The 17,626-nt window shown below is 70.6% G+C and carries 12 protein-coding genes; 11 read left to right on the forward strand and 1 reads right to left on the reverse strand.

Going from position 1 to position 17,626, the window contains the following annotated elements:
- Positions 1–138: 138 nt before the first annotated feature.
- From D7W82_RS13235 to D7W82_RS13275, 9 genes are all read left to right on the forward strand, one after another.
- Positions 139–1,995 carry an ATP-binding protein gene (locus D7W82_RS13235; protein ID WP_120618696.1) on the forward strand — a complete coding sequence of 619 codons (1,857 nt, stop codon included), beginning with the start codon at positions 139–141 and terminating at the stop codon, positions 1,993–1,995.
- Between the two features lie 268 nt (positions 1,996–2,263).
- Positions 2,264–4,135: a cytochrome C gene (locus D7W82_RS13240; protein ID WP_120618697.1), complete on the forward strand. Its 1,872-nt coding sequence runs from the start codon at positions 2,264–2,266 to the stop codon at positions 4,133–4,135.
- 27 nt (positions 4,136–4,162) lie between these two features.
- Complete coding sequence (locus D7W82_RS13245; protein WP_120618698.1) at positions 4,163–5,326, forward strand: FIST signal transduction protein; 1,164 nt, start codon at positions 4,163–4,165, stop codon at positions 5,324–5,326.
- An 11-nt stretch (positions 5,327–5,337) separates the two neighbouring features.
- Positions 5,338–8,304 (forward strand): response regulator, encoded by a 2,967-nt coding sequence (locus D7W82_RS13250; RefSeq protein WP_120618699.1) that lies wholly within the window; start codon positions 5,338–5,340, stop codon positions 8,302–8,304.
- Positions 8,297–8,716, forward strand: a complete 420-nt coding sequence (locus tag D7W82_RS13255; RefSeq protein WP_014393466.1) for a response regulator — start codon at positions 8,297–8,299, stop codon at positions 8,714–8,716. The genes D7W82_RS13250 and D7W82_RS13255 overlap by 8 nt, the downstream gene beginning before the upstream one ends.
- Before the next feature lie 212 nt (positions 8,717–8,928).
- On the forward strand, positions 8,929–10,323 hold the full coding sequence (locus tag D7W82_RS40935) for a tryptophan 2,3-dioxygenase family protein (protein ID WP_199727743.1): 1,395 nt from the start codon (positions 8,929–8,931) through the stop codon (positions 10,321–10,323).
- A 2-nt stretch (positions 10,324–10,325) separates the two neighbouring features.
- Positions 10,326–11,465: an aminotransferase class V-fold PLP-dependent enzyme gene (locus D7W82_RS13265; RefSeq protein ID WP_233587481.1), complete on the forward strand. Its 1,140-nt coding sequence runs from the start codon at positions 10,326–10,328 to the stop codon at positions 11,463–11,465.
- On the forward strand, positions 11,462–12,502 hold the full coding sequence (locus tag D7W82_RS13270; protein ID WP_120618701.1) for a methyltransferase: 1,041 nt from the start codon (positions 11,462–11,464) through the stop codon (positions 12,500–12,502). The genes D7W82_RS13265 and D7W82_RS13270 overlap by 4 nt, the downstream gene beginning before the upstream one ends.
- Before the next feature lie 330 nt (positions 12,503–12,832).
- Positions 12,833–13,507, forward strand: a complete 675-nt coding sequence (locus D7W82_RS13275; RefSeq protein WP_014393462.1) for a dienelactone hydrolase family protein — start codon at positions 12,833–12,835, stop codon at positions 13,505–13,507.
- Between the two features lie 10 nt (positions 13,508–13,517).
- Here D7W82_RS13275 and D7W82_RS13280 read toward each other — a convergent pair whose 3' ends face one another.
- Positions 13,518–14,207 (reverse strand): response regulator transcription factor, encoded by a 690-nt coding sequence (locus tag D7W82_RS13280; RefSeq protein ID WP_120618703.1) that lies wholly within the window; start codon positions 14,205–14,207, stop codon positions 13,518–13,520.
- A gap of 234 nt (positions 14,208–14,441) precedes the next feature.
- On the opposite strand from D7W82_RS13280, the gene D7W82_RS13285 reads away from it, so the two are divergent.
- Both D7W82_RS13285 and D7W82_RS13290 read left to right on the forward strand, forming a co-directional pair.
- On the forward strand, positions 14,442–16,376 hold the full coding sequence (locus D7W82_RS13285; RefSeq protein WP_120618704.1) for a CheR family methyltransferase: 1,935 nt from the start codon (positions 14,442–14,444) through the stop codon (positions 16,374–16,376).
- A complete protein-coding gene (locus tag D7W82_RS13290) occupies positions 16,373–17,626 on the forward strand; it encodes a sensor histidine kinase (protein ID WP_120618705.1) in 1,254 nt (417 codons plus the stop codon). The genes D7W82_RS13285 and D7W82_RS13290 overlap by 4 nt, the downstream gene beginning before the upstream one ends.

Consider the following 17,626-nt stretch of genomic DNA (forward strand, 5'->3'; position numbering starts at 1 on the left):
TGATTTCATGACAAACAGGTAAAAACAGGGTTATAGGATACCCTGCCCGACAGTGCGATGTCGCTCACCCCACCTTTTCGGTGATGTTGAGCGTCCTTCTGCACAGAAGCGCTCGGTGCCGTCGGGGGGGAGTGCCACATGCTGCGACGTTGGACCTTCGCTCAGCGGGTCGGGGCAGGTCTGTCCGTATGCCTTCTGGCCGGACTCATCCTGCTTGCCACCCTTGTGTTCACGGCCCACACGCTGACGGTGGACGACGGGGCCGTCCTCCATCACGCCTCCGACATCCTCTCCGGCCTGCTGGGCCTGGGCGCCCTGGTCGCGCTGGTGATGGTGCTGCGCAACGCGCTGGGCCCCATGCACGCGGAAGCCGTGCAGAGTGAGCAGCGGCTGCACCTGTTCATGGATGGCGTGAGCGACTACGCGCTGTGCTTCCTGGAGCCGGATGGCACGGTGTCCTGCTGGAGCACGGGCGCGGAGCGGCTCACCGGGTGGACGTCCTGCGACATCGTGGGCCAGCGCGTGGAGGTGCTGCACGTGCCGGATGCCGTCACGCACGGGCTGCCCGCCTCCCACCGCGAGCGGGCCGCGCGCGAGCGGCGCCTGCAGTCGGAGGGCTGGCGGATGCGCAAGGACGGCTCGCGCTTCTGGGCGGAGACGCTGCTCACCGCGCTCTACGCGGAGGGCGGCACGCTGCAGGGCTTCGCGGAGGTGACGCGCGACATCACCGAGCGCAAGCGCACCGAGCGCATGCAGGCGCTGCTCGCGGAGGCCGGGCGCGTGCTGCAGCCGCAGGCCGGCGCCAAGGAGCTGGGCAACGCGCTCACCCGCCTGTGCGTGCCGGAGGTCGCGGACGCGTGCGTGCTCTACCTGCCGGACGGCCCGGGCGGCGTGCGCCCCGGCGCGGTGGCGTGCGCGGACGCGGCCACCCAGGCGCGGCTGTGGGAGCCGCTGATGCGCAGGCCGTCGTTGGACGAGCCCGGCCCCGCGCGCGTCATGCACACCGGCCGCGCCGAGCGCTTCGCGGAGGTGGACCCCGACCGGCTGCCCTCCTCCGTCAGCGACAGCACCTGCGCGGAGCTGTGGCGCGCGCTGGGCGTGCGCTCCGCGCTGAGCGTGCCGCTCGTCGTGGACAACCGGGTGCTGGGCACGCTGTGCCTCTTGTCCACGCGGCCCCACCGCCACTACGGCGCGGTGGACCAGGCCTTCCTGGAGGAGCTGTCCGCGCGCGCCGCGCTGGCGCTGGACAACGCCCGCCTGCTGGCGGCGACGCAGAACGCGCTGGAGCTCATTGGCGTGGCGGCGCACGACCTGGGCACCCCGCTGAGCTCCCTGCAGCTGCGCCTGCGCCGCGTGCGCCTGCAGTGCGCGCCCGCGCACGCGGAGGATCCGCGCCTGCGCGAGGGGCTGCTGCTGGCCGAGGACGAGACGAAGCGGCTGGGACAGCTGGTGCACAACCTGCTGGACCTGTCGCGCCTGTCCGGCGGCCGGCTGGTGCTGGAGTCCCGGCCCATGGACCTGGCGGAGCTGGCGCACGAGGTGGCCGCCCGCCACGAGGACCAGGCCGCCGCCGCCGGCTGCGCCCTCACCGTCCACGCCCGGAACGCGGCCCGCGGCCGCTGGGACCGCCAGCGCCTGGACCGCGTCCTCACCAACCTGGTCAGCAACGCCCTCAAGTTCGGCCGGGGTCAGCCGGTGGAGGTGCATGTGAACGTGGATGAGGACTCACACCGGATCCAGATGTCGGTGCGGGACCACGGCGCCGGCATCCCCGCGGAGGCCCAGCAGCGCCTGTTCACCCGCTTCGAGCGGGTCACGACAGACAGCCGCGCGCCGGGCTTTGGCCTGGGCCTCTACATCGTCCGCCAGCTCGTCGAAGCCCACGGCGGCACCATCCGCGTCCACTCGCGGCTCGGCGAGGGCTCGGAGTTCACTGTCGAACTCCCGTTCACCCCGGAAGCACAGGAGGAAGTGGGAAACACGATTCGAGTATGACCCTCCCGGGTGGGTTGCGCCCCAGAGGCCCTTCTCATCCAGTCACGAACAGTCCGAGTTCGACTCTGACTAGAATTATTCTCAGAAGTTGAATCGCTCTGTTGATTGTGGATATTCTCCGTGTGGCTAGAACTACTCGTTTCCGGCAAAAGCCGGATTTGAGAGTGACCCTCCGCCAGCGTCCCCCCGACGCAAGGGCACCCGGGTCCACTGGCCGCGACGCTGCCCCGGCAGCCGTCCGCACATACGCGTTCGGAGGAGTCCCCTCATGGCTGGAACTGTCACGATTCGGGAGCGGTGTTCTCGCACTTCCCCCCGCCTGTTCACGGCGGGCCGCGCGAGCCTGCTGGCGACCCTCGCCAGCCTGACGGTGGCGTGCGGTGGTCCGGAGTCCACGGAGCTGGAGCCCTCCGCCCTCGTGGAGTCCGGTGCCGAGCCCCAGCTCGCGGCGCAGGGCCAGGACCTGTCGCTGGGCGACATCCTGGGTGGCGGCAACCGCGAGCCGGCCGTGGGCCTGGCGCTGGAGGTGGACAACGGCAAGGGCGTGCCCATCAAGGTGAAGGCCGGCCAGACCTTCTGGGTGAACCAGATTGACCTGCGCGCCTCCATGACCGCGTCGAAGGACGAGGGCGTGGACGGCCTGCGCCAGAACAGCGACTTCCTGGCCATCGGGTGGGCGGGTGTGCGCCTGGCGGACCAGGAGTTCGTGGGCCTGTCGAACCCGGACGGCACCTTCACCCGCCGCCGCTTCTACCGTGACGCCGCGTGGATGAAGGCGACCAGCCTCTTCACGGTGGAGCCGGTGGACGCGCGCGGCGTGCTGACGGGCGCCCCGGTGCTCCTGAACATCGGCAGCGACGACACCCGCCGCACGGAGCGTGACGACTTCTTCATCCGCCGCATGCGCGCCATCCAGTGGACGCGCGACTGCCGCTCGCTCACGGACTGCGACGGCGCCACGGCCTATGAGGAGGAGGCGCTGGTGGAGCTGCGCAACGCGTACGGCCACGCGAAGAAGCAGACCCTCACCTTCAACTCCCGCACGGCCGGTCTGCGCCTGCGCTGGAGCCTGCGCCCGTTCGCCCCCTACTACATCCCCGTCACGCAGGTGTCCCAGCCGGAGTTCAGCTACGGGTTCGGCATCGACATCAAGCCCCTGACGGCGCCCCGCAAGGACGGCACGTATGCCCCCGGGTCGCAGGTCACCTTCCAGATGACCCTGAAGGACGGCAAGGGCAAGCGCCTGCACCCGGCCGGGCGCCTCCCAACCTACAATGAGGTCGCACCTCCGGGCGCTCCCGGCAGCCCGGCGGGGATCCAGTACTATCAGGCGTTCTTCAACCCCACGACGACCTACTATCGCCGCAAGCACCAGGAACGGATGATGATGACCCAGCTCATCGGGCCGGCGCAGGACATCCAGCCCATCCGGACCATCGTCGACCTGGAGGCCTTCCTGGACGACTCGCAGGACGTGCAGACCATCGCCACCCCGGCGCGCGACGGCGTCTATGCGCAGTTCATGACCTTCCCCCCGTCCAACAAGCTGTTCGGCGGCGCCTTCTTCCCCAATGACGGCCGCTGGGACGCCCCCGTGAGCGACACCTGGACCTACACCCTGCCCGCGGACGTGAAGCCCGGCACCTACCTGGTGACCGCCAAGGCGCGCCGCAATTACCTGGGTGAGGACGTGCCGGCGTCGCGCACCATCGAAATCCAGGTGGGGACGAAGACGCACACCAGCGCGGCTCTGACCACGGGTCCGTGCAACACCTGCCACAGCAAGGGCGGCGACCTGGGTGAAGTCCTGCATGCGAACGACAACCGCGCCGCGTGCGCGTCGTGCCATGCTCCGCTGGGCTTCGAACTGGAAGGTCCCATCTTCGTGCGCACGCACTTCATCCACTCGCGCTCCAACCGCTTCGACGCGCCCCTGGAGAAGTGCTCGTCCTGCCACCTGAAGCAGGAGACCACGCAGCGCACCAGCAAGGCCGCCTGCCTGTCGTGCCACAAGAGCTACCCTGAGAGCCACGTGGCGAAGTTCGGCCCCATCGAGAGCATGTACGTCGGCGGGGGCCGCGAGTCGTTCCAGCAGTGCACCGGCAGTTGTCACAAGACACACCCCGGCGCCGGCTTCTAGCCGCCGCCGGTTCGCACGGAGGTCCTCATGGCGCACGTGAAGATGCAGACGGCTCGTTCCACCCTCACGGATCCGGTCGCCGTCGCCGAGGACCTCCTGCGCCAGCTGCACGGCCCGCCGCCGAAGCTGGTGACGCTGTTCGCGGCCCGCCAGCGTGACCAGCGCGCGCTCAACCGCGCGCTGCGCGAGCGGCTGCCCAAGGACACCCGGCTGGTGGGCGCCACCACCGCCGGGGAGCTGGACAACAACGGCATCCACGAGAACAGCGTGGTGCTGGGCGCGCTCTCCGGCGACTTCGAGGTGGGCCTGGGCCTGGGGAGCGGCCTCACCGGGGACGCCATCGCCGCGGGCGCGCAGGCCATCAAGCGCGCGTGCGAGGAGCTGGGGGTGCGCCAGCAGGACCTGGACGCGCGCCGGTACGTGGGCCTCGTGATTGACGACGGCTTCCGTTACAAGAAGGAAGAGCTGCTGCTGGGCATCCTGGAGAAGAACCAGACCCTGGTGCTCGTGGGCGGCGGCGCCAGCGATGCGGAGACGGACCCCGCGCGCCAGTCCGCCCTCATCCACGTGGACGGAGAGGTCGCCGGCGACGGCGTGCTGGTGGCCCTGTTCAAGACGAACGCGCCCTGGGCGGCGCTGCGCTCGCACTGGTACGTGCCCACCGGCGAGCGCATGACCATCACCAAGGTGGATGAGACGCACACGCGCGCCCTGGAGATCGACGGCCAGCCCGCCGCCCGGCGCTACGCGGACATCCTGGGCGTGGAGAACATCGCGGACCTGGAGTTCGGCCGGCCGGGTGGCTTCGCGCTGCGCCCCACCGCGCTCAAGGTGGGCCGCGAGTACTTCATCCGCGCCGCGTGGCGCCCCCTGGAGGACGGCTCCATCCTGTTCGCCAACCTCCTGGAGGAGGGCAGCGAGCTGGACCTGATGAAGGCCGGCGACCTGGCGGGCATGACGCGGGACTTCTTCCAGGAGGAGCTGCCCAGGCGGGTACAGAACCCCCAGGCCGCCCTCCTGTTCCACTGCAGCGGACGCCTGTGGTACGCGCAGGCCCAGGGTCAGCTGCCGAAGCTCTCCGAATCCCTGAAGCTTGCACCCTCCGCCGCGGGGATGAACGTGCAATTCGAGATCTACTCGGGCTTCCACATCAACACCACGCTGACCGTGCTCGCGTTCGGCTCCAACTGAGTCCCCAGACCATGGCCCAGCACCCGTTCGACGCGGCCCACGCCGAGGCGCCTCTTGGTTACACCCTGTCGCTGCTCCTGGTGGGCAGCGAGCGTGAGACGCGCGCCATGCGCGACGCGCTGGAGAAGGAGGACATCCTCTCCATGCTCACGCTGGAGCCCGTTGGTACGCGGGAAGCCCTGGAGCAGGCGCTGGAGCGCCCCTGGGCCCTGGTGCTGGTGGGGTCCGAGCTGCCGGGCATGAGCTGGGAGGACGTCCAGGCCGCGTGGGTGAAGCGCGGCCGGGAGACGGCCTTCGTGGTGAGCGCGCCCACCTGGAGCGCGGACACGCTGGCCGCCGTCATGCGCGCCGGCGCGCGCGACTACGTCAGCGAGGACCGCTACGGCCACCTGCCCTTCGTGGTGGCGCGCGAGCTGCGCCTGCACGCCGAGCGCGCCCAGCACCAGATGACGGGCGTGGAGCTCAAGCGCACCAACTACCTGCTCAGCAACATCATCGACGCGCTGCCCTTCGTGCTGTTCGTGAAGGACGCGGAGACGCGCCGGCTGGTGGTGGTGAACAAGACGTTCGCGGACGCCTTCAAGGTCACCAAGGAGTGGCTGCTGGGGAAGCTGGACCACGACTACTTCCCCAAGGAACAGGCGGACTCGTTCATCGCCATCGACACGGAGATCCTCGAGACGCGCAAGATGAAGACGTTCGAGGAGGTGGCCCGCGCAGACGGCGTGGACCGCATCTTCGCCACGCGCAAGATTCCGCTCCTGGATGACCAGAACGTCGCGCGCTTCGTGATGGGCGTCACGGAGGACATCTCCGACCGCAAGCAGAACGAGGAGGCCCTGCGCGCCTCCCGCGATGAGCTGGAGGCCGCCAACAAGCAGCTGGCCGCCAGCCTGGAGGAGATCAAGAAGACGCGCGCGGTGTCCGCCCGCTCCCTGGCGAGCTACCAGCAGCGCGCGCTCCAGATGGAGATCATCCGCCAGCAGAACGAGGACCTGGACCGGCTGGCCCAGGAGCTCTCCGTGGCCAAGCGCAATGAAGAAGAGCGCGCCCGCGAGGCGGAAGGCGCCGTGCGCCTCAAGAGCGAGTTCCTGGCGAACTTCAGCCACGAAATCCGCACGCCGCTCAACGGCATCATCGGCTACTGCGACCTGCTGATGCGCGAGGAGGGCAGCCGCCTGACGCCGCACGGCCGGCGCGACCTCAACGTGGTAAAGACGAACGCCAAGACGCTCCTGGCGCTCATCAACGACATCCTGGACCTGTCCAAGATCGAAGCGGGCCGCGTGGAGGTCGTCACCGAGCCGGTGGACGTGCAGGAGCTGGCCGACGAGTGCATGGCCACCGTGAAGGAGTACCTCAAGGGCAAGGACGTGGCCCTCACGGTGAACGTGGACGACGACGCGAAGGAGATCCGCACCGACGCGCTGAAGCTGCGGCAGATCATGCTCAACCTCTTGAGCAACGCGGCCAAGTTCACGGACACGGGCGAGGTGGCGCTCACGGTGGTGCCCGCGGGCAGCGGCGAGCTCTTGATGACGGTGGAGGACACCGGCGTGGGCATCCCGTCGGATCAGCTCCCCTTCATCTTCGAGAAGTTCCGCCAGGTGGACGGCACCACCACGCGCAAGGTGGGCGGCACGGGGCTGGGGCTCGCCATCGTGCGCGAGCTCACCCGCGTGCTGGGCGGCACGGTGGACGTGAAGAGCACGCTGGGCCGCGGCTCCACCTTCACGGTGCGGCTGCCGGACGTGCTGGCGACCACGGTGGGCGCGGACAGCCCGCACGCCACGGAGCGCCTGGTCCCCTTCCACGACGTGGCCCAGAAGCTGGCGCCCATGGCGCGGCCGGGCAGCACGGTGATGGTGGTGGATGACGACGTGCTCATCCAGCAGCTCGTCACCGGCCAGCTGGAGCCCGCGGGCTTCCGGGTGGTGACGGCCAATGACGGCATCGCCGCGCTGAAGCTGGCCCGCGAGGTGAAGCCGCAGGCCATCCTGCTGGACATCCACCTGCCGCGCATGGACGGCTGGTCCGTGCTGAGCCAGCTGAAGAGCGACCCGGCGCTGGCGGCCATCCCGGTCATCTTGGTATCGGTGGAGGAGCAGCGCGCCCGCGGCTTCAGCCTGGGGGCGTGCGAGTACCTGGTGAAGCCGGTGGAGCCGGAGCGCCTGGTGGACGTGGTGCAGAAGAGCCTGGCGTCCGCGGGCGCCTCCGCCGCCACGGGCGACGTGCTGGTGGTGGACGACGACGCGGCCACGCGCGAGCTGGTCAGCCGCAACCTGCGCCGCGCGGGCTTCTCCACCAACGAGGCGCGCAACGGCGAGGACGCGCTGCTCAAGGCGCGCGTGTCGCCGCCGTCGCTGGTGGTGCTGGACCTGATGATGCCGAACCTGGACGGCTTCGAGGTGCTGCGCCGGCTGCGCGCGGAGAAGCTGTCCGTGCCGGTGGTGGTGCTCACCGGCAAGACGCTGTCCAACGAGGAAGAGGCGCTCCTGCGCGACGGCTTCGCGGGCTTCGTGCGCAAGGGCGGCCACGCGCTGGAGGACGTCATCGCGCAGGCCAAGGGCCTCTTGATGACCCAGCGGGCGGCGTCCGCGGGGAAGCTGCCTCGCGTGCTGTACGTGGAGGACAGCGAGCAGAACCGCGACATCGTCCGCAGATACCTGGGCGGACTGTATGACCTCATCGAGGCGGAGGACGGCGAGCAGGGGCTGGAGCGGGCCCGCAACGACGCGCCGGACCTCATCCTCATGGACCTGTCCCTGCCGCGGCTCGACGGCTGGGAAGTCACCCGCAGGCTCCGCGCGTTGCCGGATGGGCAGAACGTGCCCGTCATCGCCGTGACGGCGCACGCGGGTCGCGAGTACCAGGACAAGGCGCAGGCGGCCGGCTGCACGGCCTATATGACCAAGCCCCTGGACCGCGATCAGCTCATCGAGACGATTCGTCAGTACCTAGGGAGAAGCCATGGCTGAAGCAAAACCGCGCGTCCTCGTCGTGGACGACGATCCGGACCTGCTCGACCTCGTGCAGCGCTCGCTGAGCGCGTACGGGTTCGATGTGCAGACCCACACGTCCGCGCTGGGCGTGTCCAACATCGTGCGCGCCTCCGAGCCGGACTTCGTGCTCATCGACGTCAACTTCCCCGCCCTCAAGGGGGACAAGGTGGTGGGCCTGGCGCGCCAGTACGCGCCCCCCGGCACCCGCTTCATCCTCTACTCCGCCTCGGATGAGGCCAAGCTGCGCTCGCTGGCCATCGCCTCCGGCGCGGACGGCTACATCTCCAAGAGCGTCCAGGGCGCGGAATTGGCGCAGAAGCTCAACGCCATGCGCCTCAAGCCTCGCCCGGCGTCGCCCAACCGGAATCCCTCACCGGTTGAGAGCTGACCCACCCCCTGGGTGAGCCCGACCCCTCGGGCCACCCCGTACTCCGGACGGATGGGAATCTCAAAAATCGATAACCCGCATGCCCTGTATGACTTGAAGTTCACTAAAAGGGCTGTAAGGTAGTCGCTTCTAGAGATTTACGCGCTCACTGTTCCTCCTGACTGGGGCGCGCCTCACCCACCATGTACTGCCTGCGTCCCCCCGGAGGCACCTTGCATACGTCGACTGATTACAGCCACGCAGAAAAGCTGAAGCAGGAGCTGACTCAACCCCTGTTCAACGTGATGTTGAAGAAGTGGGTGGGCAAGGGCGAGCTGGACTACGAGCGCTACCTGCACACGGACACCCTGCTGTCGCTGCAGTCGCCGGAAGGGGAGCTGGTCTCGCATGACGAGCTGATGTTCCAGATCGTCCACCAGTCCCAGGAGCTGTACCTGAAGCTGGCGTCGCGGGAGATGGTGGAGGTGGTGGCGGAGATGGACCGCGACGCGCTGTGGGCGGTGGTGGCCCGGCTGGCGCGCGTGCAGAAGATCATCGCCGGCATCAGCGCGGAGATGGCCATCCTGGAGACGATGACCCCGGCCGAGTACCAGGTCATCCGCCGCAGCCTGGGCAACGGCAGCGGCCAGGAGTCGCCGGGCTACAACACCTTGCGCCACGCGGCGGACGGGCTGGAGTCCGCCATGGAGCGCATGCTGGCGCGTCGCGGGCTGACGCTGTTCCAGGTCTATTCGGCTGGGGGGCCGAAGGACCTGCAGCACGTCTGCGAGCAGCTGGTGACGGTGGATGAGAGCTTCCAGGGGTGGCTGTACGCGCACTACCAGCTGGTGCGCCGGACGATTGGCATCGACCGCACGGTGAAGGCGCTGGACGGGCTGCCGTCGCAGGTGCTGCAGGCGCGCATGACGCTGCCGCTGTTCCGCGCGCTGTGGGACGTGCGCGTGGAGCTGACCGCGGGCTGGAAGCGCGAGGGTGGCTACACGCCGGGTGAGTCGCGCACCGGCGGCGGCTGCCCGATGGCCGCCATCAACGCGATGAAGGACACGGCGGTGCACGCGCCGGTGGCCCAGGCGCAGGCGGTGCACGCGCCGGTGGCCCAGGCGGCGCACGCGCATGTGGCGGCGCACGCGGCCCCGGCCCATGCGCATGAGGCGCGCACTGGCGGCGGCTGCCCGATGCACGCGCAGCACTCGGCGGCGGTCCACGCGCCGGTGGCCCATGCTCCGGCCTCACACGCTCCGCACGCGGTGGCCCATGCTCCGGCCGCCCACGCCCAGCCGGCTCCGGTTTCACACGCTCCGCACGCGGTGGCCCATGCTCCGCACGCGCCGGTGGCCCACGCTCCGCCCGCGCCCCATGCGGCGGCCCATGCTCCGCACGCGCCGGTGGCCCACGCTCCGCACGCGCCCGCGCCCCACGCGGCGGCCCATGCTCCGCACGCGGTGCACACGCCGGTGGCCCACGCTCCGCACGCGCCCCATGCGGCGGCGGCTCCCGCGCCGGTGGCGCACGGGCCGCATGCGGCACCTCACGGGCCTCACGCGCATTCGCACGCCGCCCATGTCTCGGCGTACGCCCACGCACAGGAGCTGCGGAGCCAGTCGTGACCGTGGCGGCACTCCCGGGAGCCCTGCGCGCGGAGTACCCGCTGCTCCAGACCTGCACGTACCTCAACAGCAACTCCACCGGGGCGCTGCCCCGGGCCGTGGAGGGCGTGCTGGCGCAGTACTGGAACACGATGCGCGCGTGGCGCGATGACACCTGGGACACCTGGCTGTCCCAGATGCAGGCGTACGCTGACGGGGTGGCGGAGCTCATCGGCGCGCCGGCCGGCTCCGTCGCGCTGGACATCAACCTGAGCGCGCACCTGTCGCGCCTGGCCTCGTGCCTGGAGTTCACCGGAGAGCGCCGCCGCGTCGTCATCACCGACCTGGAGTTCCCCACCGTGCCCTTCATCTGGAAGGGCTTCGCGCGCTACGGGGCGGAGCTGGTCGTCGTCCCGTCGAAGGACGGCCGCGTGGACGAAGCCGCGCTGGAGGCGGCCATCGACGAGCGCACGCGCATCGTCTGCGTCGCGCACGGCGCCTTCGCCACCGGCGCCGTGCTGGACGTCGCGCGCATCGCCAGGGCGGCGCACGCGGCCGGGGCGCTCATCGCCACGGACGCGTACCAGACCGTGGGCACCGTCCCCGTGGACGTGCGAGCGCTGGACGTGGACTTCCTCATGGGCGGCGCGCACAAGTGGCTGGGCGGCTCCGAGGCCGCCTTCCTGTACGTGCGCCCGGGGCTGCTGCCCACGCTCCGGCCGGCGGTCACCGGCTGGCTGGCCGGCGCGTCCCCGCTCGGCTTCCAGCAGACGACGGACTACGCGCCGGACGCGCGCCGGATGATGGGCGGCACGCCCGCGCCCCTCATGGTGCTGCTGTCCCGGCCCGGCCTGGAGCTGCTCAAGGGCGTGGGCATCCAGACCGTGCGCGAGCACTCGCTGAAGCTCACCGGCCGGCTGATGGCCCGCGCGGACGCCGCGGGCCTGCGCGTGGTGACGCCGCGCGAGCCGCACCAGCGCGGCGGCGTGGTGGCGCTGAGCTTCCCCGGCGACGCCCGGGTGACAGCGCGGCTGGTGGCGCGCGGCTTCATCTGCAGCCACCGGGGCTTCCTGCGCGCTGCTCCGCACTTCTACAACACGCCCGAGGAAGTGGACGCCTTCATGGACGCGCTCCTCGAAGAGCAGCGCAAGGAAGTCGCATGAGCATGCCTCCCTTCACCCGCGAGGCGCCGTCGCCGCGCGCCCTCCTGCACCTGCTGTTCAACGGCGCCCGCGCGCTGGACGTCGTGGAGACGGCCCTGAGCCTGGGCCTGCTGGACGCGCTGGAGCCCGGCCCGGTGACGCTGGGAGAGCTTTCCGCGGAACACGGCCTCGTCCCCAAGCGGCTCTACAAGTTCCTCGACTGCCTGGAGAGCCTGGGCCTGGTGCAGCGCGAGCAGCCCAGCGACGCGCTGGAGGCGGCGCGATACCGCGGCGTCCCCGGCCTGCGCGCCGCGGCCGAGGCCGTGCTGGGGCCGAAGTCACTGGAGCGCGACCGGGAGAAGTACGACTGGAAGGCGCTGCACGGCCGGCTGCCGGAGACGCTGCGCGGCCAGCACTCCATGTCCGCCACGTCGTTCGACTGGCCTCCGCGCACGCCCGAACAGGTGGAGGGCTTCGAGGCCAGCATGGCCGCGGGCCTGGGCCCCATCCTGGAGACGTTCCGCGCGCACGCGGGCACCCTGTGGCCTTCCGAGTCCCGGCTGCTCGACGTGGGCGGCGGAGACGGCACGCTCGCGGAAGCCCTGCTGCGTCAGCACCCGTCGCTCGCCGTGGACGTCTACAACCTGCCCGCCACGGAGGCCCTCGTCGCGCGCACGCGCGAGCGCGCGGGCCTGTCCGACAAGCGGCTGGGCTTCGTGGGCGGCGACTTCCTGAAGGAGCCGCTGCCCCGGGGCTACGACGCGCTGTCGTTCGTGCGCGTGCTGCATGACTGGCCCGCGGAGGTGGCGCGGTCGCTGATGCAGGCCGCCTTCGCCGCCCTGCCCTCCGGCGGACGCGTGCTCATCTGCGAGGAGTTCCGCACCCCGGAGCGGCTGGCGGCCCAGTTCTTCTGGTCCTACTTCCTCATCGGCGTGGACACGTGCGTGAGCCGGCTGCGCGAGGTGGAGTTCTACCTGGAGGCGCTCACCGCCGCGGGCTTCACGCACGCGCACGTGCTCCCCGGCCCCTTCGAGCTGGTGGTGGCCACGAAACCTTGAGGCCCTGAAGCCGCCTCCCCACCCATCCGGGGAGGCATGCGAAGGAGGGCGCCCTCCCCGGGGCGTCCTCGCATGTCCCGCGGGCCCTGTCCTACGCTGGACATCTGGCCCCCTCCGGCAGGTCACAACGGGAGGGGCCATGGTCAGACTGTGTCTCAGCCAGACGCGGTAACCAGCCACACGCAGACGGGAGGAGCCTGTATGACAGGTCCCCGGTCACGAACGGGGTTGAATGCGGTAGGGCAGCACCACGGGTGGGAAGAAGCGCGGGAGTCAGAGGCGCGACGTGGTGGCAGACCGGCGGCGCGCACGCATCTGGAGCGCGAGGTGATGGTGCCGGTGGATGACGCCGTCCTCGTCCGGGGGCGGCTGGCGGTGCCCTCGGGGGCCCGGGGCGTGGTGGTGCTGGCGCGCGGCAGCGACAGCAGCCTCCAGAGTCCACGGCTCGCGCAGACCGCGCGCCTGTTCCAGGCGATGGGGCTGGGCACCTTGTTGATGGACCTGCTCACCCGCGAGGAGATGGAGGAGCGCAGGACGCGGCAGCTGCGCTTCAACGTGGGCCTGCTGGGCATGCGCATGGCGGGCGCGGCCCGTTGGCTCCGGCGCGAGGGCCCCACCGCGGGCCTGAACGTGGGCTACTTCGGCGCGCACACCGGCGCGGGCGCGGCGCTGTCGGCCGCGGCCTTCCGGCCTGATCAGGTGGAGGCCGTCGTGTCGCGTGGCGGCCGTCCGGACCTGGCCGGCGCGGTGCTGCCCAAGGTGCAGGCCCCCACCCTGCTGCTGGTGGGCGGCGCGGACACGCTGGGCCTGGACATCAACCGCCGGGCCTACGAGGCGCTCCGCGCCGACAAGCGCATGGACATCATCCCGGGCGCCACCCACCACTTCCAGGAGGACTCGGAGCTGGAGCAGGTGGCCGAGCTCGCCGGGGAGTGGTTCCTCCAGCACCTGGGCGACCCCCGGGAGGCGCTGGAAGACGGCGCGGAGGAAGCCGCGCCGCCTTGAGGCGAGGGCCTCAGGCCAGCACGGGACGGGTCACGCCCAGCTCGCACGCCAGCACCGCGAGCTGGGCGCGGTTCTCCGGCCCCAGCTTGCGGTAGATGCTCGTCAGGTGGGCCTTCACCGTGCGCTCGGTGATGCCCAGGTGCGCGGCGATCTTCAGGTTGTCCGCGCCGGCCGCCACGTAGCCCAGCACCTCGCGCTCGCGCAGCGTCAGCCGCGACAGCGCGGAGGCCGGCATCTCCAGGTCGTCCAGGTGCATGGAGCTGGCCTGGAGCATCTCCACGGGCAGCAGCCGCTCGCCCCGGGCCACGCGGCCCACGGCCCGCACCACGTCATCGACGCCCACGTTCAGCTTGCACAGGTAGCCCGCCGCTCCCGCCTGGAAGCAGCGCTCCACCACGTCCGGCTCCCGGTGCCCGGACAGCACCAGCGCGCGCACCTGCGGATGGAAGTCATGCAGGTACTTCAGCGCGTTCAATCCGTCCTCCGCGCCCTCGCGGCCCACGTGCTCCAACCGCAGGTCCACCACCGCCACGTCCGGCGCGGCCGCGCGCACGTTGGACAGGAACGAGCTCGTTTCCGCGCACCGGGCCACCACCTTCATGCCCGCGCTTTCGAGCAGGGCCACCAGGCTCTCGCGGAACACCTGCTGATCTTCCAGCAGTGCGACGCGGATCTCCCGCCCCGTTGAGTTCAATTCCATGGATGACACCCTCGCCTTCCCATCGTCTGGTCATCACCCCCTGGGAAGGGTCATCCACCCTATGTCATCCCGCCGCCCCCTGTGAAACCACTCCCCGCATGAGGGTGGCGAAGAAGAGGGCCAGCGAACGCTTTGTCGTCAGAGACCCGGACGACGAGTATGGCCGACAGTGTTTCTCCGAGAGAGGGATACCGGTCTTGCCCGTTTCACCTCCGCTGGGTTACGTCCTGTCGCATGGCGACCAAGCCTCCACGAGACAGCGAGCTCGAAGCCATCCTGGAGAAGGTCCGGCAGGTGCGGAATTTCGACTTCCGCAATTACAAGCGAGCCACGCTGCAACGGCGCATCGAGCGGCGGATGCAGGCCACGCGCTGCCGGAGCCGGACGGCCTACCTGTCGCTGCTGGAGCGGGACCCCACCGAGGTGAGCACGCTGGTCTCCTCCATGCTCATCAAGCTCACGAGCTTCTTCCGGGACCGGGAGGTCTGGCAGGCGCTGGAGAAGTGCGTGGAGGAGCTCGTGCGCCAGCGTCCGGACACGGAGCTGCGCATCTGGAGCGCGGGCTGCGCCACCGGCGAGGAGGCGTACTCGCTGGCCATCATCGCCGCGGAGGCGATGGGGCCGGGCTACCCCGGCGCGGAGCTGAAGGTGTTCGGCACGGACGTGGACGAGGACGCCATCGCCACCGCGCGCCGGGGCATCTATTCGCCGGAGCAGCTGGAGAATGTCTCACCGGAGCGGCTGGCGCGCTTCTTCGTGCGCACCGGCAACAGCTTCACGGTGCGCAAGGAGATCCGCCGCGCGGTGGTGTTCGGCGTGAACAACCTGGTGTCGGACGCGCCGGTGTCGCGCATCGACATCATCCTGTGCCGCAACGTCTTCATCTACCTGGACTCGGAGCTGCAGAAGCGGGTGCTGGCGCGCTTCCAGTTCGCGCTGCGCCGCAACGGCCTGATGGTGCTGGGCCGCTCGGAGCTCATCCCCTTCGCGGCCCGGCTCTTCCGGCCCATCGACCTGGCCCGGCGCATCTACCGCAAGGACGGCCAGGCGGAGGTGACCAGCACGACGCAGGACCGGCTGCCACCGGAGCCCTCGTCGCTGCCGCGCATCCTCGAAACCGGCCTGGACTCCGAGAGGTCCTTCCTGCGCAACCTCCTGGACTCGCATCCCTGTCCGCACATCGCCACGGACACCGACGGCACGGTGACGCTGTGGAGCCGCGCGGCGGCCCGGCTGTGGAACCGCAACGAGGGTGAGATGCTGGGCAAGAAGCTGGCCGCGCTGGGCCTGCCCGGCCTCAGCGGCGACCTGCTCGTCGAACAGAGCCAGCGCGTGCGCTCCGGCAACTCCGAGCGGGAGGTGGCCGACGGGCTGATGGAGGTCACCAACGCAGACCCCATCGCCCTGCGCGTCCAGGTGGTGCCCCTGCGCGAGGCGGCGGGAGGCCGGCAGGGCCTGCTGTACATCGTCCACGACATCTCCCACCTGCGCGGCGTGGAGCAGGACCTGCGCGCGGCCCAGGAGGAGCTGCAGGCCATGCAGCTGCGCATGCAGTCCTCCACGGAGGAGCTGCGCGCGTCCAACGAGGAGCTGGAGACCACCAACGAGGAGCTCCAGTCCGCGAACGAGGAGCTGCAGACGACCAACGAGGAGCTCCAGTCCACCAACGAGGAGCTGGAGACGACCAACGAGGAGCTCCAGTCCGCCAACTCGGAGCTGGACGCCACCAACCGCGAGCTGGCGCACCGCACGCTGGAGATGGACGCGCTCACCTTCTGCCAGCGCACCATCATCCGCACCCTGTCCGCCGCGGTGCTGGTGCTGGACGGCGACGGCCGCATCACCACCTGGAACCTGGCCGCGGAGCGGCTGCTGGGCCTCACCGAGCGCGAAACGGTGGGCCAGCTCCTGTGGTCCCTGCACGTGCCCGCGCTCAAGCGCGCGCTGCTGCTCAAGCTGCGCCGGCACCTGCAGGAGAAGCGCTCGCTGCGCCTGGAGAGCATCCCCTACCAGTTGCCGCACGGGGGCAAGGGCAGCGCCACCCTGGTGGCCACGCCGCTCATCACCGACACGCACGTGCTGGGCTCCATCATCCTCTTCGAGGACACCACCCGGGCCACCGCGCTCCTGGAGGAGAACCGGAGCCTGCAGGAGAAGCTCAAGGCATGAGCCCGAGCCGCGAGCCCCCGCCCTCCGCCGTCCCGGGTCCCAGCGTCCGGGAGTCCCAGGGGCTCTTGCGCAAGTACCGCGAGCTCATGAAGAAGCACACCGCCCTGGTGCGCAAGCTGGGGGAGCACACCCGGCGCCAGGTCATCACCTTCAAGCTGTCGCGCTGGGCGTTGGAGACCAACGACAGCGCGCTCGCGGTGATGAAGGCCACCGGCGTGGTGCTGGCCAACAGCCGCTGGCACGTGATGGGGCGGCTGCGCGGCCCCTGGCGGCGCGAGGAGGATGGCGCGGAGCGGATGGCCCTGCGCGACGTGGGCCAGGCGGAGGCCGCGGCGGTGCTCGCGCTCACCGAAGGCGCGCGCATCACCCGCTACCGGCAGGTGCGCGAGTCCCAGCCCCGGGTGCTGGAGGTGCGCGCCGAGCGCGTCACCGGCCACATGCAGGGGCAGGTGCTGGTGCTCGCGCGCGACATCACCGAACAGGCGCGCACCGAGGAGGAGCTGGCGAACGCGCGCGCCACCCTGCTGGAGCGCGAGAAGGTGCGCGCCCTGGGGGAGCTGGCGGCGGGCATCGCGCATGACCTGCGCGCCACGCTGGACGCCATGCGGCTGCGGCTGGAGCTGCTCCAGCGCGACGTGGACCCCGCCGGCCAGGGCCAGCAGCACCTGGACGCGCTCACGCGCGTCGTGTCCGACGCGGAGGCGCGCGTGGACCGGCTCCAGGACTTCTCCCGCCGCAAGCCCGGCACCGTGCTGGAGCGCGTCCAGCTGATGGACGTGGTCCGCGACGCGGTGGACATCGTCCGGGGCGGCATCGAGCACCATGCGCGCCAGGGCGGCCAGCCCCTGCGCCTGGACGTGGAGCTGCCCGAAGGGCTTCCCCACGTGTGCGGTTCGGCCATGGAGCTGCGCTACGTCATCATCAACCTGATCATCAACGCGCGCGACGCCATGCCCCGGGGCGGCGCCATCCGCGTGAAGGCCTTCCGGTTCGCCAGGGCGGTGCGGCTCACGGTGGAGGACGAGGGCACCGGCATCCCGGAGGAGCACCTGCTGAACATCTTCAAGCCCTTCTTCACCACCAAGGGCGACAAGGGCACCGGCCTGGGGCTGTCCATGGCCTACGGCGTGGTGACGAAAGCGGGCGGCACGCTCACCGCGGCCAACCGCCCGGAAGGGGGCGCGGTGTTCACGCTCACCTTCCCCGCGCTGAAGGCCGCGCCCACCCCGGCGCGCGGCGGAGCGCGCTGA

The organism is Corallococcus sp. CA049B, assembly GCF_003611685.1.
Lineage (GTDB): Bacteria > Myxococcota > Myxococcia > Myxococcales > Myxococcaceae > Corallococcus > Corallococcus coralloides.